This window comes from Endozoicomonas sp. SCSIO W0465 (assembly GCF_023716865.1).
Taxonomy (GTDB): Bacteria; Pseudomonadota; Gammaproteobacteria; order Pseudomonadales; family Endozoicomonadaceae; genus Endozoicomonas.
Window position 1 is genome coordinate 2,956,026 of record NZ_CP092417.1, and the last position, 23,601, is coordinate 2,979,626.

Below are 23,601 nucleotides of genomic sequence, written 5' to 3' on the forward strand. Positions count from 1 at the left end.
AACCATTTTTTTTTGCACTTTTATATCAAACTATGACTTTTGGTTTGGCATGGAATCCAATGCAAATACTGAGGCAATCTATTCCGTTGCCGGAAGGAGTTTGTCTGGGAAGTACGATTTCACTCAGCGTTGCCACTTATTACGGTACCACAATCACCAAAGCCATTAAAAATCTGGTTGATTCAATTTTTTTGGGTACTGGATATGCTAATTTGCCTTATATGGCCAATGAGATAGTACAGATAATTACGGCCAGAAGAACTCCCAAGGAGTCTCGTTTTAATCGGCTCCTTAAGCAAATTAAGGTCAATAGCCATTACAATGATAAAATTTTCGATGTTTTGGAAGCGCTGCATACTAACGCGTATAGGGTGCAAGCTTTTTACTCGATAAGCCACATGCTAATTCAGATGGTCGATGTTTTTCATGCCATGGCAAATCAGTTACCTGCTGGTGAAGACCTTTCTATCCAATTCCGCATCCTCCCTAAACGCGCACATGTTTTATTTGCTGAACTCACAAGATTGTCAAGTACGCTGTCCATAACCCTGTGTGATACTCAAGGTTATTTTTTCAGGGCCAGTGGCAATTCAATAAACGACCTGGTTAGTAATGTCGAGAACTCAATAACCATGTGGGCCGATTTTTATCATTTGCCAGTGGGTATGCCAGCCCATATCACTTCTGAAACTCCTTCAGGCTGGTTACATCAATCGACTGATCAGGAAATGCGCACTTGGGGAGAATGGCAGCTCTTTCCAGATTCGGCTTTAACACTGAAAGACATTGTGACCCATGATATCTCCCAGCTGGCAGATCTGGATAAAAAGGCCATCAAGGCGCTGGCCAAGGAGTTTGTTTCCAAGGTTAGGAGTCCTCAGGCACTGGAAAAACTGAAATTGCCAACCGATAAACCTGTGGATCTGGATGTTCCCGATTCAACCACAGAGGTGACCCCGTCTGATCCACTGGTTATGCAAATGCGGGAGGTGATTAGCGTTCTTGACGATGCCCTGAAAAACAATACCCCCGTACCTGAAACCATTAAAAAAATCAATGCCAGCATTATGGTGAAAACCGCCCGCAGCCTGAGAGCGAAAGCAAAGTCCCAGGCTCCGGATCAGACTGAACAACCTGCCGCTTCCTCTGGCGTGACCCAGCCTTCAACATCGGGTACAGAAGCTAACGTACAGTATTCGATGAAATTGTCCGTGATGATGGATGCACTGAATGCCTTGTCGCCCGCCCTTCATGGGGCAGTCCTGGCCGCCGAGATGGCTGCGGCGGCAGACAAACCTTCTGGTAGTCAAGCTGCTGACCAGCAGGGTACCGAAGCCGAGGTCGGTGGTATTGCCGGCAGTGTGCTGGGGCTCACCGCCTCCGCGTTTTTGACCAGGTTGGCTTCCTCGGCGCGAAGCAGTGGGGCTGGGGCTTCAAGTGGAGCGTCGTCTTTATTGCCAGATGAAGCCGTTACCGAAGAAGAAGTTCAGGCTGTGCTTGATGAAACATTTTTTGATTATGTTCAGGAACTTCTGAAAAAAGCGCCGCCTCCTCCCCAGCATGAGCCGGGTGAAACGGCCGGGGGAGAGGGGCCTGGCAGTGAGGGCAGCGAAGACAGCGAGACCAGCGAGACTAGCGAGGAAGACAGTCCCGGCAGCAAGACTAGAGGTAAAGGCAGGGGACAGCTTGAACCGGCTTGTCGGCGCAGAAGGGCTCTGGCCGGGGCCGGGAAAGCGGCAGGTGGAGCCAGTGAATGCAGTGAGTGGGATAAATATGAGAAAATCGCAGGGGAGGGCGCTGGAGGTCTGACGTCAACCACCCTGTTGCCTGCCTTAATTAATAGAGTAGGGTTAAGGCTTGCCCTCAGCATTGCAGCAAGACGCCTACTCATGATTGGTGCTGCAGCGGTCGCTGCCGGTGTTGCTGGCTGGCTGATCGGGGAGGGAATAGCGAAACTGCGAAGCAAAAATAAAGATAACGATGACGCAACCGAAAAGCCCGGCAATGGCCGGGACAAACCGACACCTGCAGAGTCGGGTCATGACCAGGACAAAACCGACACGGAAGGTCCAACCGATGGCAAACCAGCGACCACGCAAAAACCGGTAACCGATAAGCAGGCTAATGATCACAGCAGAATAATAAACGTCGATTCCGGGAAAGCACCGGCAACAACGGCCGTTGGTATGGCATCCTCGGCAGAGATTTTATCCGCAAAGACATTAGCTACGTCCCAAAATATTTTGCCGCCAGTATCCTCAAATCCAGTATCTTCAAATCCAGCATCCTCAAATACTGCTGCACAAAGCGAAGTTGCTGCCTCTGAAGGCCTTTCCACCATAAACATGCAAACACAACACGCCTCGAAAGCATCAGCTGTCAGCAGTATACCCGCTGATATTCCAGCGTCTTCCACAGCAAGGTCCGGCACCCCGGCCCGTACTGCTGCCACTGCTTTGCTGAGTCCATCAGAGTTGATAAGCACGCCGGCATCAAGCGTAACCAGTATGCATGAACTTTCACCACCCACTTCTGGTTCAATACAGAAAAGTGTGGTAGTGAGTTCAACTGAATCCGGTGTTCCCCCACTGGCAGCCAGCAGTGCACTCTCTTCTGCGGGAAAAACGACAGAATCTTTTGTAGAAACCGCTTCAGAGAAATTAAACTCCATGAGTCATTCGACCCGGACTTCACTGAGCCCATCGGGTATAACCAGTACTCATGAATGGTTAATGAATACCACCACTTCACCTCTGGAGGCATTGAGTTCGTTGGTGCATGCCAGAGAGTCAGCCATGGAGACTCACCCAGCCATTAGTAGCACTCGCTCTTCACCGGTTAATGCCACTGAATCCAGTGCAGGAACCGCTTGGGAGACATTAAGTTCGGCGGGCAATTCAATACAAGCGTCATCCAGCTTGTCTGATATCACCAATACCCATGCAGTGTTCGTGAATGCCACGACTCGGGCTTCAGCATCGTCAGGTTTGTCAATCAACACCACTGAATCCACGGTAACCCCACCGGACACTAGCACTGCACTCTCTTCTGTGGTCAACACGACAGAATCCGCTGTACAAACCTCTTCTGTGCATCGGGAGCCGGTGAGTAATACAACTCAGGCTTCACTGAGCCCGTCGGGTATGACCAGTAGTCATGAACTACCAATGAATGCCACCACTTCACCTTTGGAAGCATTGAGTTCGTCGGTGCATACCAGTCAGTCGTCTGTAGAGAATCACCCGGCCATGAGCAGCACTCGCTCTTCACTGGGTAATACCACTGAATCCACTGCAGGAACCTCTTGGGAGACATTAAGTGCGGCGAGTAATTCAACACAAGCGTCATCCAGCTTGTCTGATATGACCAATACACATGCAGTGTCCATGAATGCCACGACTGCGACTTCAGCACCGTCGGGTTTGTCAATCAACGCTACTGAATCCTTGGAAACCTCACTGGACATTAGCACTGCACTCTCTTCTGTGGGCAACACAACAGAATCCTCTGCACAAAGCTCTTCTGTGCATCGGGACCCGGTGAGTAATATGACTCAGGCTTCACTGAGCCCGTCGGGTATGACCAGTAGTTATGAACTACCAATGAATGTCACCACTTCACCTCTGGATACATTGAGTTCGCCGGTGCATAGCAGTCAGTCGTCCATAGAGACTCACCTGGCCATTAGCAGCGCTTTCTCTTCACCGGGTAACGCCACTGAATCCACTGCAGGAACCTCTTGGGAGACATTAAGTTCGGTGGATAATTCAACACAAGCGTCATCCAGCTTGTCTGATATGACCAATACCCATGCAGTATCCATGAATGTCACGACTGCAACTTCAGCACCATCGGGTTTGTCAATCAACGCCACTGAGTCCGTGGCAACTTCATCGGACATCAGCACTGTACTGTCTTCTGTAGCCAACACGACAGAGTCTGTTGCACAAACCTCTTCTGTTCATCTGAGCACGATAAGCAATACGACCCAGGCTTCACTGAGCCCGTCGGGTATGGCGAGTACTCATGAATGGCAAATGAATGCTACTAGTTCACTCCTGGAATCATTGAGTTCGTCGGTAGATGCCCTTGAGTCATCCATGGAGACTTACCCGGCCATTAGCAGTACCCGCTCTGCACAGGCTAATGCCACTGAATCCACTGCAGGAACTGCTTGGGAATCATTAAGTTCGGCGGGTAATTCAACACAAGTGCCATCTAGTTTGTTTGATATGACAAATACCCATGCAGTGTCCATGAATGCAACGACTGCCGCTTCAGCACCGTCGGGTTTGTCAATCAACACCACTGAATCCATGGCAACTTCACCAGACATCAGTACTGCACGCTCTTCTGTGGTCAACACGACAGAATCCGTTGCCCAAACCTCTTTTGTTCATCTGAACCCGATGAGCAATACGACTCAGGCTGCAATAAGCCCGTCGGGTATGACCAGTAGTTATGAACTACCAATGAATGTCACCACTTCACCTCTGGATACATTGAGTTCGCCGGTGCATGCCAGTGAGTCATCCATGGAGACTCACCCGGCCATGAGCAGCACTCGCTCTTCACCGGGCAACGCCACTGAATCCAATGCAGGAACCTCTTGGGAGACATTAAGTGCGGCGAGTAATTCAACACAAGCGTCATCCAGCTTGTCTGATATGACCAATACACATGCAGTGTCCATGAATGCAACGACTGCGACTTCAGCACCGTCAGGTTTGTCAATCAACGCCACTGAATCCGTGGCAACTTCATCGGACATCAGCACTGTACTCTCTTCTGTAGCCAACACGACAGAGTCTGTTGCACAAACCTCTTCTGTTCATCTGAGCACGAATAGCAATACGACCCAGGCTTCAATAAGTCCGTCGGGTATGACCAGTAGTTATGAACTACCAATGAATGTCACCACTTCACCTCTGGATACATTGAGTTCGCCGGTGCATGCCAGTGAGTCATCCATGGAGACTCACCCGGTCATTAGCAGCACTCGTTCTGCACCGGGTAACGCCACTGAATCCAGTGCAGGAACCTCTTGGGAGACATTAGGTTCGGCAGGTAATTCAACACAAGCGTCATCCAGCTTGTCCGATATGACCAATACCCATGCAGTGTCCATGAATGCCACGACTGCGACTTCAGTACCGTCGGGTTTGTCAATCAACGCTACTGAATCCTTGGAAACCTCACTGGACATTAGCACTGCACTCTCTTCTGTGGGCAACACGACAGAATCCGCTGCACAAAGCTCTTCTGTGCATCGGGACCCGGTGAGTAATACGACTCAGGCTTCACTGAGCCCGTCGGGTATGACCAGTAGTTATGAACTACCAATGAATGTCACCACTTCACCTCTGGATACATTGAGTTCGTCGGTGTATGCCAGTGAGTCATCCATGGAGACTCACCCGGTCATTAGCAGCACTCGCTCTGCACCGGGTAATGCCACTGAATCCAGAGCAGGAACCTCTTGGGAGACATTAAGTTCGGTGGATAATTCAACACAAGCGTCATCCAGCTTGTCTGATATGACCAATACCCATGCAGTGTCCATGAATGCCACGACTGCGACTTCAGCACCGTCGGGTTTGTCAATCAACGCTACTGAATCCTTGGAAACCTCACTGGACATTAGCACTGCACTCTCTTCTGTGGGCAACACAACAGAATCCGCTGCACAAAGCTCTTCTGTGCATCGGGACCCGGTGAGTAATACGACTCAGGCTTCACTGAGCCCGTCGGGTATGACCAGTAGTTATGAACTGCCAATGAATGTCACCACTTCACCTCTGGATACATTGAGTTCGTCGGTGCATAGCAGTCAGTCGTCCATAGAGACTCACCCGGCCATTAGCAGCGCTTTCTCTTCACCGGGTATCGCCACCGATTCTCCTTCAGAAACCTCTTGGGTGAAATCGAGTTCAATGGGCAATTCAACACAAGCGTCATTCAGCTTGTCTGATATAACCAGTACACACGCAGTGTCCATGAATGCAACGACTGCCGCTTCAGCACCGTCGGGTTGGTCAATCAACGCCACTGAATCCACGGTAACCTTACCGGACATCAGTGCTGAACTCTCTTCTGTGGTCAACACGACAGAATCCGTTGCCCAAACCTCTTCTGTTCATCTGAACCCGATGAGCAATACGACTCAGGCTTCAATAAGCCCGTCGGGTATGACCAGTAGTTATGAACTACCAATGAATGTCACCACTTCACCTCTGGATACATTGAGTTCGTTGGTGCATGCCAGTGAGTCATCGATGGAGACTTACCCGGTCATGAGCAGCACTCGCTCTTCACCGGGTAATGCCACTGAATCCAGTGCAGGAACCTCTTGGGTGACATTAAGTTCGGTGGATAATTCAACACAAGCGTCATCCAGCTTGTCTGATATGTTCAATACACATGCAGTGTCCATGAATGCTACGACTGCGGCTTCAGCACCGTCAGGTTTGTCAATCAACGCCACTGAATCCACGGTAACCCCACCGGACACTAGCACTGCACTCTCTTCTGTGGTCAACACGACAGAATCGGTTGCACAAACCTCTTCTGTGCGTCTGAGTCCGATGAGCAGTACGACTCAGGCTTCACTCAACCCATCGGGTATAGCCAGTACTCATGAATGGCCAATGAATGCTACTAATTCACCCCTGGAATCATTGAGTTCGTCGGTGCATGCCAGTGAGTCATCCATAGAGACTTACCCGGTCATGAGCAGCACTCGCTCTGCACCGGGTAACGCCACTGAATCCACTGCAGGAACTGCTTGGGAGACATTAAGTTCGGCGGGTAATTCAACACAAGTGCCGTCTAGTTTGTCTGATATGACAAATACCCATGCAGTGTCCATGAATGCAACGACTGCCGCTTCAGCACCGTCGGGTTTGTCAGTCAGCACCACTGAATCCATGGCAACTTCACCGGAGTTTAGTACTTCACGCTCTTCTGTAGCCAACACGGCAGAATCCTCTGCAAAAACCTCTGCTGCTGCTCTATCGGAAGTCATCAGCGCAACGGTTCCGTCGGTAGCGCTGACTGAAATCACTTCTATGGAATTCAGTTCGGTTAAGCATGCCGCTCATCCTCCCGGCTCGTCTGCAAACAGACCCCGGTCCTCTCCCAATGAGCGCGCCAACCCCGGCGCCCAGACTACCCCGGAGCAACTACGCAGCCCAACAACGTCAGTCACACCGCCATTATCAACCGCTACCGGGAAAACATCCGCTTTCAGCCCATTAGCCACAACGAGTATCCATAATGATGAAAGCACTCAGGTAACCTCTCCCCCGCCAACATCAGCAAAACAGTCTTGTGCCGAGGACACAACTGTTAGTACCAGCGTTAATAATGGTCCTGAGTGGGAATCGATCAGGCCAGAACTCTATAACATCATTAAAAAAGAGTATCTGACCGATGCCGTTGCTACAGGCCGGAGGTTTATGGAAGGGTTAACTGCCCTGAAAACATCAAATGCACAACGCATGGTGGCATTAACTTCCACAGATGAACATATAAGGGATATTCAAACCAGGGTGATTCTGGGTGACAGTGTTAAAACACTCAGCACTTTGCTGGTCTCTGGAATAGAAGATTTATACTCCGGGGCCATAAGAGGGGTGCGGTTGGCAAGTCAGCATGCATCATTCCAGCATGAAAAGATCCAGAACCCTATTGCCAGTGATCTGGCATCCAGGGTCCACAGGATGTTTTCATCCTATGTTGCCGATCGATTTTCCCTATTTATGGACAGTGGTTATGTTGAAAAAGACCAGTTCACATGCGACAACCTTAAAACAGCATCCACACTGAATGATGACAGAATGAGTGCCATCAAAGGTGGAGTAAGCAAAAGCATTCAGGAACAAAATGCACAAGCTGTCGGCTATGGGAACATTATTTTCTTAATCGATGAAGCCATTGATATCATGAAAATAGACAGATCAGCAGCGAAGCTATCAGGCAGAGATGGCGGCAGTATTCATAACGAGAAACAGAAAGAACGCCTGGAACAAAAAAAACAATCGTTGATCAAAACGTTAGGTGAAGGCCTGATAAATTATTCATTCAGTTCATCGGATAGACCCACAGTGATAAGCTTTATTCAGGCAGAATCCATCGATTTTCTTACTGAACTGCAAAATGTCCGAAACCGTCATTTCATTAAAGAAAATGGTGGCTACCCCGGACCACTGCCTGACGTTGATGACGTGATTGTTAATCCACACGACTACCAGGACATTCTTGTCAATCCTGATCGCTATAAGGACAGCCTGAAAGACAGTGGCTCTTTTAATGATATATCATTTAATAATGAATTCAGAGGACGACGGGATATTGATTCAGATAGTTTTCAGCCCAAACCAGAGCGGCATTTTGCTCAAAGCGGTGATGGCGATCTCGATGATCAAACACCGCCTGCGGCCTATTCATCCGGCTCAAGCCTGCACGGCAATGGTATTGTATCGGACATCGGTAACGGCTTATCAAGACTCGCATCTGCTTTCCAGTCGGCCGCAGCACCCCAGCCGGCCGCAGCACCCCAGCCGCCCACAGCACCGGGTATTGCAACCGGGCAGAGGCAGGAACAGCCGGGTTCCACTGATCGCCGGGTGACCGGGGTCAGGCCCATTCAACCCACTGTTGACGACGGCTTGATCATGGCCAACCTGGCGATGTCCTACATCACTGATCGCCCCATTCCATCCGATTTGAAAATGGCCACTACTCAGGGGCAGGTGCAAGACAGAGATACTATCCCGCAGCCGTTAGACCAATCTCCCGGCATGCAACTGCTTAAGGGCAGCCTGGGGATCGCCCGACAACTGCGCACAGAAGTGGGCGCCTTTGTTGACCGGGTCAGGGACGCTCAGCTTCAGCCAGATGCCCACTGGGAGACCGATGACCTGTTGAATATGGCCATTGTTGCTGCTAACAGCGACAGACCAGCCAACTGCACAGAGGCGTTTCTCGATGAAGTGCTGTTCTCACCGGGTCTGGGCATTGAGCATGAGCAAGTTGCCAATATCTTTGACAGCGACGGACGGGTTCGGGGTACCCAGGGCAATGGCCGTGGTATTTTCTTCGGGCCGGATCAGGACAATGCGGCAGCATCCGGCCCTGCCAGACAGCTTGGTCAGTGCATGCTCAGTGCCATGGCGGATCACCAGCTTGACCAGGTGAACAGCACAGAGCGGCGAGACGCCATTATTGACCGGGCCCTGGGGTTGCAGGAACAGCAGGCCAGGGGAGTGATGAGCCAGTTATCAGCATGGCTCGGAGCCAACACACCGAACCAGGACCAGCGCCGTAGCGACCTTGCTCAGCGACTTGAACGACGATTGTCGCCGGTTACCGGTGCACTGTCACCATCACCATCACCATCAAAACCCGGTGATGATTGCATCCGGCAGTTGAACGCCGACGATTATCAATCGGCCCAATCATCTTTCTTAAAACTGTCTGATGAACGACAACGGCAAGCCATTCAATCACTAACGGAGCTGCCGGACTTATTTGGTCTGGAACCCCAATGGGAGGACCTGGGCCCGAAAGACAGTCAGGCCGCCTGGCAACGGTTCACCGCACTGTACGACAGCAAGTTTGCGGTTAAAGAAGAGGCTATGAACCGAATGAAACTGGCCGCAATGATTGATGGGCGCAAAGTGACCGGACAACCGGACGAGGCACAACAATTGGCGGCACAGATTATTAACCTGTTGCCGGTGCAACAAAGCGCCAGCCAACGGGCACTCGGGACATCGACAGCAAAATCCGGCACAACTCCGGTCTTCCGGCAGCACCAATACGACCGTGATAAAATAAGTGGCATGCTTGAGGCCCACAAAACCATCAGGAAAGACGTGACCCGGCTGCTGCCACAACATTTTATTGCCCATACGCTGGCGGCAGACCTGCAAGAGGAGATCATTGCCCAGGTGGCGATTGACAGCCTGAGATCACTCCGGGGCAGGGCTTCGCCGAAGCAACAACGGTTGGCTGAAATTGCTGTGAGGCTAAAAACCGAAGCGGATGAATTTACCCAGACTAAGGTGTAACCCAAAGCCAGGATGGCAGAAAATTGATGATAGAAATTCCATTTTGTGAGGTGAATAGTGGTTCTATTTTCCGGACAGAATGGAATATTCAAACCGATCCAGATATTTAGCTTGCTACTATTTTTCAAAAAAAAAACAGGCTGCGTAATTGCTCTGCTATAAATGGTCGTTGGCAATTAATTGGTCAACTGATGTAGCAGTGTTTAGTTTGTTGTAGTACCTGATGATCGTTTGATTAATCTTGTAGGTGATTAAACTGCTGGGTTGGCTGCTGTTAAGAGTTAAATGATTATCAATGGGTTTAATTTTTGTGATTATTTATTAACTGTTATTGGGTGCTTACGGACAAGCAAGCTGAGAGGTTTAATTATGAACGTGCAAATAGAAGGTAATTCAAATAACGCCAAATCAGTTGTTCCACCTGAGCTTGAATTTGATAACAACCGTGCGGATAAAGTCAGTAGTTTTGATTATCGGCGAGTGAATAATAAGCAAAAAAAAACAGAAGCAATACTTCCCTCACGAAACAGTCAAATTAAAACCTCTGAGATTAATCAAGCTACAAAATTTCCCCAGTCATCTGTTATCACAAAATCGGTTGGCTTACATTCAATTAGAACAACCGATTCATTGAATTCAATCCGAACAGCTGACAGCATTTCATTGTCAGAAAAGCAACCCGCTTCTAACGCGAAAAGTGATTTGCTCTCCATTTCCGGTTCATCAAACTCAGAGCACAAGACAGCAGCCATTGGTACAACTCATTTTCAACAATCGACCCCCAGTACATCGAGTGAAGTAAAAGATCCTGTATCTGCGACCTTAAAAAGCGTTCTGGACAATGCTGCTGTTTCGTCAAGCTCGATGCATCAATCGAGCGTTGTTAATTCAACCAGTACCAAGGTGAAATTGTCACCAACTAGCACAATACCGGTAACAACGGCATTGAGTAACCAGACGCAATGGCTGACGGACAGTGTTATCTCCGGGTACTCATCTGGCGAAACGGTTGATATATCCTCTACCCATTCAGGACAAATGATTGTTGCCGTTGATACAACCCATTTTCAACAACCTGCTGACAGCACATCAACATCAACATCAACATCAACATCAAGTGCAGTACCAAGCCCTGCATCTGCGACGGTAACAAGCCTTCTGCCCAGTGCTACTGGTTTGTCGTACTCAATGTATGAATCGAGTGTTGTTAATTCAACGAATTATCAACCGCTTAATTCCAGCACAGTACCGGTAACAACGGCATTGAGTAACCAGACGCAGTGGCTGACGGACAGTGTTATCTCCGGGCACTCATCTGGCGAGACGGTTGATATATCCTCTACCCATTCTGAACAAAAGATCGTCGCCGTTGATACAACCCATTTTCAACAACCTGCTTCCAGCACATCAATATCAAGAACATCAAGTACAGTACAAAGCCCTGTATCTGAGACCGTAAACAGCCTTCTGCCCAGCGCTACTGGTTTGTCATACTCAATGCATGAGTCGAGTGTTGTTGATTCCACCAGTTCTCAATCGCGCAATTCCAGTGCATCAAGCACAAGAGACGGGGCTAACTTTACTGACACAACAAAGTCTCTGACCCACACCGATAGCGTATCTGATTCAGTAAAAGGCTCGGCCTCTACCGATGTGACGGATTCCCGGCCACTTTCCACCAGTACCGAGCTGAAATGGTCGCCAACCAGCACAATACCGCTGACAACGCTATTGGGGAATCAGACGCAATGGTTGACGGACAGTGTAATCGCCGGGTACTCATCTGACGAGACGATTGATATGACTGCCACCCATTCCGCTATGGCGTCGTCCAGTTCAATAATGGCCAATGCCACCAGTCCCGCCATGCTGAAGCAAGAATTAATCACCATACTGCACAACATAGGCAACTCAACCAATACCGGTATGCTGAAAAAGGACTTACAGACCTTTGAAGAACTGTATCCAGCTGAGGATGTATCTGAATTAGAATCATTTATTGAGTCAAGTGTCCAGGCTTTTGAGGCGTTTATGCTGTTGGACGGTATCTCTGCTTTTGTCAGGACCATTAATGGCACTTTCCCTCAAGTTGCTCAACGGTATGAGCACATCCTGAACGAGGGAGTGAACGACATGATTCAGCAGTTCAATACCACCACAACATCAGCACCTACATCAGCAACAACATCAGCACCAACCTCTCAGCCAACCTCTGAACCGACAAAAGCTCCCGGTCATGATCGATCAAAAAGAATGATCATTCCGAGGTGGGAATTTCTTGACAGGATTACCAATTTGGTAATTCTTCAACGCAATTTTAAGCAAGGAGATATGACTCCGCAGTTTTTGGATTTCTTAAAGGGAGTTTCACAAATGCGTAGTGATTTTACCATCACGCTACAACGTAACCTTGTAACAACCAGAGATGTGCAAGAGCTTGTCCGGCAAGTCAGTCAACCACAGCGAATACCCAGCATTTTACAGCAGTATAACCAGATGATAACGGAGTTTATAAAACAGGGGGACTACCTTGGTCTTGGGCGATTGGCCTATAAAATTAATGTACTTGCTTATATTAACATGGATAGGATGCCTCCATTGCCACAAGCAAACATGATGGAAACTTTCAAACTCATGGTCGATGCAATTCTGCAAGAAGTTGATCGACTGTCGGTTTTACCTGAAAGTCAACCATTTATGTTTACACTTTTATTTCAAACTCTGACTTTTGGCTTAGCATGGAATCCAATGCAATTACTGAGACAATCCATGGACATTATGGAAGGAACATGTATGGGGAATACGGTTTCTCTCAGTGTTGCCACTAATTCCGGTACCACAATCACCAAAGCCATAAAAAATTTGGTCAATTCAATTTTTTTGGGCACCGGATATGCTGACTTACCTTATATGGCCAACGAGATATTACAGATAATCGCGGATAGAGATACCCCTCATGAGCTATCTCTTAGTAGGCTCCTTAAGCAAATTAAGGCCAATAGCCATTACAATGATAAAATTTTTCATGCGTTGAAGGCACTGAGTGCTTCTACGAATACGGGGCCACGCTTTTACTCGATTAGCCAAATGCTCGCCCAGATGGTAGCTGTTTTTGATTCCATGGCCAATCAGTTACCTGCTGGTGAAGACCTTTCTATCAAATTCCGCATCGTCCCATCAAACGTGCATATCTTATTTTCAGAATTCAAAAGAGTGGCAGGTACGTTATCCATTAACTTGTGTGATACTCAGGGTTTTTTTTTCAGGGCCAGTGGTAATTCAATAAACGAGTTGGTTAGTAATGCTGAGAACACATTCACTACTTGGGCCGATTTTTATCAGTTGCCAGTGAGTTCACCAGGCCGTAGGGTCCCTCAAGCTCGTTTTGGCAGGCTACGTCCGTCGTCCGATCAGGAAATGCGCACTTGGGGAGAATGGCAGCTCTTTCCAGATTCGGCTTTAACACTGAAAGATATTGTGACCCATGATATCTCCCAGCTGGCAGATCTTGATAGAGAGGCCATCAAGGCGCTGGCCAAGGAGTTTTCTTCCAAGGTAAAGACCCCTCAGGCACTGGAAAAACTGAAATTGCCAACCGATAAGCCTCTGGATGATCTTGAAGTTCCCGATTCAACCACAGAGGTGACCACATCTGATCCACTGGTTATGCAAATGCGGGAGGTGCTCAGTGTTCTGGACGATGCCCTGAAAAATGATACTCCTGTGCCTGAAAACATTAAAAAAATCAATGCCCATATTATGGTGAAAACCGCCCGCAGCCTGAGAGCGAAAGCAAAGTCCCAGGCTCCGGATCAGACTGAACAACCTGGCGCTTCCTCTGGCGTGACCCAGCCTTCAACATCAGGTACGGAAACTAGCGTACAGTATTCGATGAAGTTGTCTCTGATGATGGATGCACTGAATGCCCTGTCGCCAACCCTTCATGGGGCAGTCCTGGCCGCCGGGGTGGCTGATGCGGCGGCAGGCAAACCTTCTGGTAGTCAAGCTGCTGACCAGCAGGGTTCCGAGGCCGAGGTCGGTGGTATTGCCGGCAGTGTGCTGGGGCTCACAGCCTCTGCGTTTTTGACCAGGATGGCTTCCTCGGTGCGAAGCAGTGGGGCTGGGGCTTCAAGTGGAGCGTCGTCTTTATTGCCAGATGAAGCCGTTACCGAGGAAGAAGTTCAGTCTATGCTTGATGAAATATTTTTTGATGAGGTTCAGGAACTTCTGAAAAAAGCGCCGCCTCCTCCCCAGCATGAGCCGGGTGAAACGACCGGGGAAAAGAGTACTGGCAGTGAGGGCAGTGAGAGCAGCGAGACCAGCGAGACTACCGAGGAAGACAGTCCCGGCAGCAAGAGTAGAGGTAAAGGCAAGGGGCAGCTTGAACCGGCTTGTCGGCGCAAAAGGGCTCTGGCCGGGACAGGGAAAGCGGCAGGTGGAGCCAGTGAATGCAGTGAGTGGGAAAAATATGAGAAGATGGCAGGGGAGGGCGCTGGAGGTTTGGCGTCAACCACGGTGTTGCCCACCTTAATTTATAGATTAGGGTTAAGAGTTGGCCTCGGCATCGCGGCAAGACGCCTGCTCATGATCGGTGCCGCAGCGGTCGCTGCCGGTGTTGCTGGCTGGCTGATCGGGAAGGGAATAGCGAAACTGCGAAGCAAAGATAAAGATGAAGATGACGCAACCGAAAAGCCCGGTAATGGCCGGGACAAACCGACACCTGCAGAGTCAGGGCATGACCAGGACAAACCCGGCACGGAAGGTCCAACCGATGGCAAACCAGCGACCACGCAACAACCAACACAAAAACCAGTCACCGATAAACAGGCCAATGATCACAGCAAAATAGCGGATGTTGATGCCGGGAAAGCATCGTCAACAACGGCCGTTGGTATCGCATCCTCTGCCAGTATGTTATCCGCAAAGACATCGGCAACGACCCCAAATACCCTGCCGCCAGTGTCCTCAGATCCGGCATCTTCAAATCCGGTATCTTCAAATCCAGCATCCTCAAATCCAGCATCCTTAAATCCAGCATCCTTAAATCCAGCATCCTTAAATCCAGCATCCTTAAATCCAGCATCCTCAAATCCAGCATTCTCAAATACTGTTGCACAAAGCGAAGTTGCAACCTCTGAAGCTGGTTATTCCACCATAGCAACGAAAACACAACCCCTCTCGACAGCATTTGGTGTCAGCAGGATACCCTCTGATACCGCAGCGTCTTCAGCCACAAGATCCAGCAACCCGCCTGATACGGGTACCACTGCATTACTGAGTCCATCAAAGTTAATCAGTACGCCGACATCAAGCGTAACCAGTACTCATGAATTATCAATGAATGCGACCACTTCACCCTTGGCCGCATTAACGTCGTCGGTGCATACCAGTGAGTCTTCCATAGTGACTGATCCAGGCACCAGCAATGCGCTGTCTTCACTGGGCAACTCTATGGAATCGCCTGTACAAACCGCTTCCTTGCAATTGAGATCGACAGATAATTCAACACTGGCGTCACCCAGCCCGTCTGATATGGAAAGTACCCGGGCATTGTCGATGAACGCCGCGACTTCGGCCTCAGCACCGATGGGTTTGTCAGTCAACACCACAGCACCTACCACTGAACCCGTAGTAACCTCACCGGACATCAGCACTGCACTTTTCTCTACCGGTAATACGACATCATCGGCTGCACAAACCTCTTCGCATCTGAGCCCGGTGAGTAGTACAGCCCAGACTACACTGAGCCCGTCGGTTGTAACCAGCAGTCATGAATGGCCAATAAATGCTACCTCTTCATCTCTGGAAGCGTTGAGTTCGGCGATGAATGCCAGTGAGTCGTCTATGGAGAGTTACCGAGCCATTAGCAGTACTTTATCTTCACCGGGTAATGCCAGCGAATCGCCTGCAGAAACCGCTTCCGTGAAATTGAGTTTGACGGGTAATTCAATACTGGCGTCACCCAGTCTGTCTGATATGGAAAGTACCCGGTCAGTGCCGTTAAATGCCACGACTGCGGCTTCAGCACCGTCGGGTTTGTCAGTCAATGCTACTGAATCCGTACTAACCTCACCGGACATTAGCACATCACTCTTTTCAGCCGGTAATACGACCGCGTCTGCTGCACAGACCTCTGCCATGCAGCTGAGCCCGATGAGTAATACGACTCAGGCTTCACTGAGCCCGTCGGGTGTAACCAGTACTTACGAATGGCCAATGAATGCAACTACTTCACCCCCGGAAGCATTGAGTTCGGCGGTAAATGCCAGTGAGTCGTCCGTGGAGACTCGCTCGACCATCAGCGGTACATTTTCTTCACCGGTAAACACCACAGAATCTCCCGTAGAAACTGCTTCCGTGGAATTGAGTTCAGTGGGCAACTCAACCCAAATGTCACACAGTGCATCTGATATGGAAAGTACCCGGTCAGTGTCGTTAAATGCCACGGCTTCGACTTCAGCACCGTCGGGTTTGTCAGTCAATTCTACTGAATCTGTACTAACCTCACCGGACATCAGCACATCACTCTTTTCAGCCGGTAATACGACTCAGGCTTCACTGAGCCCGTCGGGTGTAACCAGTACTTATGAATGGCCAATGAATGCAACTACTTCACCCCCGGAAGCATTGAGTTCGGCGGTAAATGCCAGTGAGTCGTCCGTGGAGACTCACTCGACCATCAGCGGTACATTTTCTTCACCGGTAAACACCACAGAATCTCCCGTAGAAACTTTTTCAGTGGAATTGAGTTCAGTGGGCAACTCAACCCAAATGTCACGCAGTGCATCTGATATGGAAAGTACCCAGTCAGTGTCGTTAAATGCCACGACTTCGACTTCAGCATCGTCGGCTTTGTCAGTCAATGCTACTGAATCCGTACTAACCTCACCGGACATCATCACTACACTCTTTTCTACCGGTAATACGACAGCATCGGCTGCACAAACCTCTGCCATGTATCTGAGCCCGATGAGCAATACGACGCAGGCATCACTGAGCCCGTCGGGTGTGACCAGTACTCATGAATGGCCAGTGAATACGACTACTTCATCCCCGGAAGCGTTGAGTTCGTCGGTATTAAATGCAAATGAATCGTCGTCTGTTGAGACTGATCCGACCATCAGCGGTACACTCTCTTTACTGGTAAACACTACAGAATCGCCTGTAGAAACCGCTTCCGCGAAATTGAGTTCGACGGCCAATTCAACAGCATTTGCGACTAAAACGACCAGCCTGTCGATGAGTTCAGTAGATGATGCTACTCAAGCGGAACCCGGTCTGTCAGGCACCCCGGGCACAGAGTCATTGCCCCCTCATATTTCAACCTCCACCCCTGCCGGATTAAGTTTGACAGCAACACCTGAGCCCGGTTCTCTTTCATCCGTCAGCAATATTTCGAAAGATGCCTCAATGGTCAAATCGGGCATACAGAGTTCGCCAAGCGACTCACTCACCCCCTCTGCCTCGGTCATTGATACCCGTGAGTCACGCCTTGGCATGCAAAGCAAACAGCTGCTCAAGCTCTATGCCAATGAAGTCACGGGGATCTATAACGACTTTTTAACGACTGCCCATAAGATAGAGACCCTGAATGACCAGCAAATGCAGCAGCTACCTGAAAATGACAAGTATGTTTATGCGGGCGGCAAGGAGTTCCTGCAATGGCCGTATGCGCGTTTACAATGCCTGGGATATAATTTTGCAGCCCTGACGGAACAGATTGAAAACAGTTTTCGGGCAACCTACCAGTATACTGACGCCTACATTAATTATATTGAGGCCCGGGCCAAAGAGGCTGGTTCTGATGATCTGGCCTCCGATATCTCAATCGTTAAAGCCATGGTCGTCAGCGATCTGGCCAACCAGTTCCTGAATATGTACTCCCTTTACAGTGCAAGGCGGCACGACATGTTCCAGTCAACGGGATTTGCCGGAGAAGAGGGTGACTCAGTCTATCTTCAGGGCTTCAGCGCCTTTCATCTGGCCGAAGGGGTTGAAGCGGTGCTGCGTGACCAGTCGCCAACCGGGCTGTTCGGTGAAGTGCTCAGTAGCCTGTCGGGTTATCTGAAAGATGAGGCCCGGGCCAGCGAAAACCCTGACACCGGCCACGATATGCGCACGCCACAGCCTGATAAAGCACTTCGGACAGCTATAGCCGGTGTTACAGAGCCAGAGCAAATACCCGTGCTACCCCGGTCACATACACCGGAAATACAGGAGATGCTGCGTCATATCACTTTTATGGAGCGTGAGGGATATCTTACTGACCTCAGTAATATTGAGAGCGCCGGGCGGTTACGGAGTTCTGACTACATGAATGTCATTACCCATCCTGACAGGTATCAGGAGATAACCCGGGGCAGTGGCGTTGCATGCTCTGCTGAGCATACCAGGAGGATGACGCAGAAAGCACAGCCTGGCTCGTCACTTAACACGACTGCCTTGGCCACTTCGCCAACAATCACTACTGCCTCCTCTGCCGGGTCAAGTTTGGCCAAAACACCACAGCCCGCTACTCCCTTATCCATCAGCAACATGGCGAAAGAACCCTCAAGGGTAAAATCCGGCATACAGAGTACGCCAAGCGACTCACTCACCCCCTCTGCCTCCGTCATTGATACCCGTGAGTCACGCCTTGGCATGCAGAGCAAACAGCTGCTCAAGCTCTATGCCAATGAAGTCACGGGAATCTATAACGACTTGTTAACGACTGCCCATAAGATAGAGACCCTGAATGACCAGCAAATGCAGCAGTTACCTGAAAATGACAAGTATGTTTATGTTGGTGACGAGGAGTTTCTGCAGTGGCCGTATGCCCGTTTACAATGCCTGGGATATAATCTTGCAGTCCTGACGGAACAGATTGAAAACAGTTTTCGGGCAACCTACCAGTATACTGACGCCTACATTAATTATATTGAGGCCCGGGCCAAAGAGGCTGGTTCTGATGGTCTGGCCTCCGATATCTCAACCGTTAAAGCCATGGTCGTCAGCGATCTGGCCAACCAGTTCCTGAATATCTACTCCCTTTACAGTGCAAGGCGGCACGACATGTTCCAGTCAACGGGATTTGCCGGAGAAGAGGGTGACTCAGTCTATCTTCAGGGCTTCAGCGCCTTTCATCTGGCCGCAGGGGTTGAGGCGGTGCTGCGTGATCAGTCGCCAACCGGCCTGTTCAGTGAAGTGCTCAGTAGCCTGTTGGGTTATCTGAAAGATGAGGCCCGGGCCAGCGAAAACCCGGACACCGGCCATGATATGCGCACGCCACAGCCTGATAAAGCCCTTCGGACAGCCATAGCCGGTGTCACAGAGCCGGAACAAATGCCCGTGCTACCCCGGTTACAGACACCGGAAATACAGGGGATGCTGCATCACATCATTTCTGCGGAGGGCCATGGGTATCTTGATGATCTCAGTGGCATGACCAGTGTCAGGCAGTTCCCGGCTTCTGGCTTGAGCAATGTCATTATGCATCCTGACGAGTATCAGGAAATAACCCGAGGCAGTGGCGTTGCATGCTCTGCTGAGCATACCAGGAGGATGACGCAGAAAGCACCGGCTGGCTCGTCACTTAACACGACTGCCCTGGCCACTTCGCCAACCATCACCACTGCCTCCTCTGCCGGGTCAGGTTTGGCCGAAACACCGCAGTCCGGTACGCCCTCATCCCTCAGCAACATGGCCACAGAGCCCTCAAGAGTACCATCCGGTGTACAGAGTACGCCAACGGACTCACTTGTCCACAGTGCCGCAGTGACTGATACCCCTGAGTCACACCTTGGCATACAGAGCAAACGGTTGCTCAGGCACTACGCCAATAAAGCCACGGGAATTTATCATGACTATGTCAGGACTGCCCATAAGATAGAGACCCTGAATGACCAGCAAATGCAGCAACTGCCGGAAAACAACCAGTATGTTTATATTGGTGAGGAGGAATTTCTGCAATGGCCGTATGCCCGTTTACAATGCATGGGATATAACCTGGCAGCACTGACGGAACAGTTTGAAAACAGTTTTCGTGAAGCCTACCTGTACACTGACGCCTACATTAACTACATAGAGGCTCAAGCTGAAGAGGCTGGTTCTGATGAGATGGCTTCCGACCTCTCAACCGTCAAAGCCATGGTCGTCAACGACCTGACCCACCAATTCCTGAATATGTATTCCCTCTACAGCGCAACGCGGCATGACCTGTTCCGGTCAACGGGATTTGCCGGAGAAGGCGACGATTCCCTCCAGCTCCGGGGCTTCAGCGTCTTTTCCCTGGGGGAAGGGATTGAGGAGGTGCAGCGTCATCAGTCGCCAACCGGGCTGTTTGGTGACGTTCTCAGCGGCCTGTTGGGCTATCTGGGCGGTGAGGCCATGGCCAGCGAAAACCCTGACACCGGCCATGATATGCGCACTCCCCGGCCTGATAGCGCACTGCGGGCAGCCATAGCCGGTGTCACAGAGCAGGAAGACATGCCAGTGCTACCCCGGTCACAGACACCGGAAATAGGGGAGATGCTGCACCACATCACGTTTGCGGAGAGGGAAGGATACCTGGATGACCTCAGTAGTATCGAGAGTGCCGGGCGGTTCCTGAGTTCAGACTACATGAATGTCATTACCCATCCTGACAGGTACCAGGAGATAACCCGGGGCAGTGAAGCCACCTGCTCTGCTGAGCATACCCGCGAGATGACGCAAAAAGCACCGGTTGGTCAGAAAAGTAAACAACTGCTGAAGTTCTATGCCGACAAGGCGTCGTTAATCAATGGTAATTATTCGCAACAGATTGACACGATTACCCACCAAAACAGCCAGCAGATGCTGAAGCTGCCAAAGAACGACCGGATGATCAAGCTGGGCGGCAAGAACTTTCTGCAATGGCCCTATGCGCGCCTGATTTGCTGCGGCTACCATCTCCGGGCATTGAACCAGATGCTGGCAAGCCACTTCCTGAACCTGAGCGGACTGGCTGACAAATGCGTCAACTATTATCAGGATCGTGCCTTGACAACCGTACCGGACTTCTGGGCTGACGATCTTCCGCTGTTGAAAAGCACTGTCACCGGGGATCTGACCAACCAGTTCCTGAATATGTATTCTCTATACAGCGCTCACCGGCACAGCCTGATTGAAGCAACGGGCTTTGCCGGAGACCAGGGCGATTCCGAGTTCTTGCAGGGATTCGACTTCCGGGCCATGGATCACAGCATCAGGGAGCTGTTGCGTGAGCCAATCGGGTTATCACTGCCATTTCGGGCTTTTCTTCAGGACCTCCTCTCGAACTATCTGGATAAAGAGATCACCGGGGATCACGGAAGAAACCCAAACGATCTGCGCGTCCCACAACCCAATGAACACCTTCAGACGTTGATACACGATACCTCAGCAGGCGCTGATGCATTTGATTTGCCGGATACGGACCCATTCACCTCCGCAGAGGCAGCGGCCATCAATACCATCATCCGCAAAGAGAATGATGGGTTCCTGTCTCTGATGAGTACACGGAAGGACGATCGTTATTTCCCGGGTAACTACATGGAGTTCCTGCAGAACCCCGATAAAAACCTTGGCTTTCTGCAAGGGCTCGACGAATCATGCCGACCGGAAACCGGCAGAAAACGTCGCCATCTGGATCGCCAGCCAGACAGTGGCCGGGAATCCATTAACAGGGAACCAATGCCTGATCCGGCAATGCTGAATGAACATCACGCTCCGGCCACGGCCGGAGCAGCCAGCCATAAAGGGCTGCTGTCGACTGTTCGTGACGGCATGTCCTGGCTGACCGGTTCCGGTGATGCCACTGAACGACCGCAGCCGCAAGCCATGCCGGGCATCACAACCGGTCAGGAACAGCCGGGTTCTGCTGACCACCGGGTGAACGGTGTCAGGCCCGCCCAACCGACTGTTGACGACGGCCTGCTCATGGCCAGCCTGGCGGTCTCCCACCTCACTGACCGGCCCGTCCGATCCGATCTGAAGATGGCCGCCATTCAGGGTCAGGTGCAAGACAGAGATGATAATCCGCCGTCGTTTGATCGCTCTCCCGGCATGCAACTGCTTAAGGGCAGTCTGGGGGTCGCCCGACAACTGCGCACAGAAGTGACCGCCTTTGTTGACCGGGTCCGGGACGCTCAGCTACAGCCAGACGCCCATTGGGAGACCGATGACCTGTTGAATATGGCCATTGTTGCTGCTAACAGCGACAGACCAGCCAACTGCACAGAGGCATTTCTCGATGAAGTGCTGTTCTCACCGGGTCTGGGTGTGGAACATGAGCACATCGCCAATATTTTCGACAGCGACGGACGGGTTCGGGGTACCCGGGGCAATGGCCGTGGTATTTTCTTCGGGCCGGATCAGGACAATGCAGCAGCATCCGGCCCTGCCAGACAGCTTGGTCAGTGCATGCTCAGTGCCATGGCAGATCGCCAGCTGGACCAGGTGAACAGCACAGAGCGGCGAGACGCCATTATTGACCAGGCCCTGGGTTTGCAGGAACAGCAGGCCAGGGGAGTGATGGGCCAGTTGTCAGCATGGCTCGGAGGCAACACACCGAACCAGGACCAGCGTCGTAGGGAACTTGCCCAGCGACTTGAACGACGATTATCGCCGGTTACCGGTGCACTGTCACCATCACCATCACCATCACCATCAAAAGCCGGTGATGATTGCATCCGGCAGTTGAACGTCGGCGATTATCAATCGGCCCGGGCATCCTTCTTAAAACTGTCTGATGAGCGGCAACGGCAAGCTATCCAATCACTAACGGAGCTGCCGGACTTATTTGGCCTGGAACCCCAATGGGATGATCTGGGCCCGAAAGACAGTCAGGCCGCCTGGCAGCGGTTCACAGCACTGTACGACAGCAAGTTTGCGGTTAAAGAAGAGGCCATGAACCGAATGAAACTGGCCGCAATGATTGATGGGCACAAAGTGACCGGACAACCGGACGAGGCACAACAATTGGCGGCACAGATCATTCACCTGTTGCCGGTGCAACAAAGCGCCAGCCAACGGGCACTCGGGACATCGACAGCAAAATCCGGCACAACTCCGGTCTTCCGGCAGCATCAATACGACCGTGATAAAATAAGTAGCATGCTTGAGGCCTACAAAACCATCAGGAAAGACGTGACCCGACTGCTGCCACAACATTTTATTGCCCATACGCTGGCGGCAGACCTGCAAGAGGAGATCATTGCCCTGGTGGCGATTGACAGCCTGAGATCACTCCGGGGCAAGGCCTCATCGAAGCAACAACGGCAGGCTGAAATTGTGGCAAGGCTGACAACCGAAGCGGAGGAATTTATCAAGACTCAGGTGTAACCTGAAGCCAGGATGGCAGAATTCCATTTTGTGAGGTGAATAGTGGTTCTATTTGCCGGACTCTAAGGGGGTTAGTAAATCAATGACACTAACGCTCTCGGATACCCGGCAGTTTTCCGTTATTGTTGATCGTTCTAATGGGGCTCCCGTAGATACACAGCAGGTTTATGCCGTTTGCCTAACCAGAGGACAGCGCCAGAGGACAGCG

4 protein-coding genes are annotated in these 23,601 nt (G+C 50.7%); 2 read left to right on the forward strand and 2 right to left on the reverse strand.

Translation table 11 applies throughout. The annotated features are described in order from the left end of the window. Positions 1–728: 728 nt before the first annotated feature. Entirely contained in the window at positions 729–10,073 is a 9,345-nt protein-coding gene (locus MJO57_RS12970) for a hypothetical protein (protein WP_252025828.1), read from the forward strand. Between the two features lie 554 nt (positions 10,074–10,627). Here the strand turns inward: MJO57_RS12970 and MJO57_RS12975 are convergent. Together MJO57_RS12975 and MJO57_RS12980 are read right to left on the reverse strand one after the other, a co-directional pair. Next, on the reverse strand, positions 10,628–10,825 hold the full coding sequence (locus MJO57_RS12975; protein WP_252025830.1) for a hypothetical protein: 198 nt from the start codon (positions 10,823–10,825) through the stop codon (positions 10,628–10,630). A gap of 633 nt (positions 10,826–11,458) precedes the next feature. After that, a complete protein-coding gene (locus MJO57_RS12980) occupies positions 11,459–11,599 on the reverse strand; it encodes a hypothetical protein (protein ID WP_252025832.1) in 141 nt (46 codons plus the stop codon). A 1,891-nt stretch (positions 11,600–13,490) separates the two neighbouring features. Between MJO57_RS12980 and MJO57_RS12985 the strand changes: the two genes are divergently transcribed. Further along, positions 13,491–23,393 (forward strand): hypothetical protein, encoded by a 9,903-nt coding sequence (locus tag MJO57_RS12985; protein WP_252025834.1) that lies wholly within the window; start codon positions 13,491–13,493, stop codon positions 23,391–23,393. The last annotated feature ends 208 nt before the right edge of the window (positions 23,394–23,601 follow it).

What these genes read in the sequence shown, in the direction of transcription:
- MJO57_RS12985 (WP_252025834.1), top strand. Translation starts at nt 13,491, where the DNA reads ATGCGCACTTGGGGAGAATGGCAGCTCTTTCCAGATTCGGCTTTAACA.
- MJO57_RS12970 (WP_252025828.1), top strand. Translation starts at nt 729, where the DNA reads ATGCGCACTTGGGGAGAATGGCAGCTCTTTCCAGATTCGGCTTTAACA.
- MJO57_RS12975 (WP_252025830.1), bottom strand. Translation starts at nt 10,825, where the DNA reads ATGGCTGCTGTCTTGTGCTCTGAGTTTGATGAACCGGAAATGGAGAGC.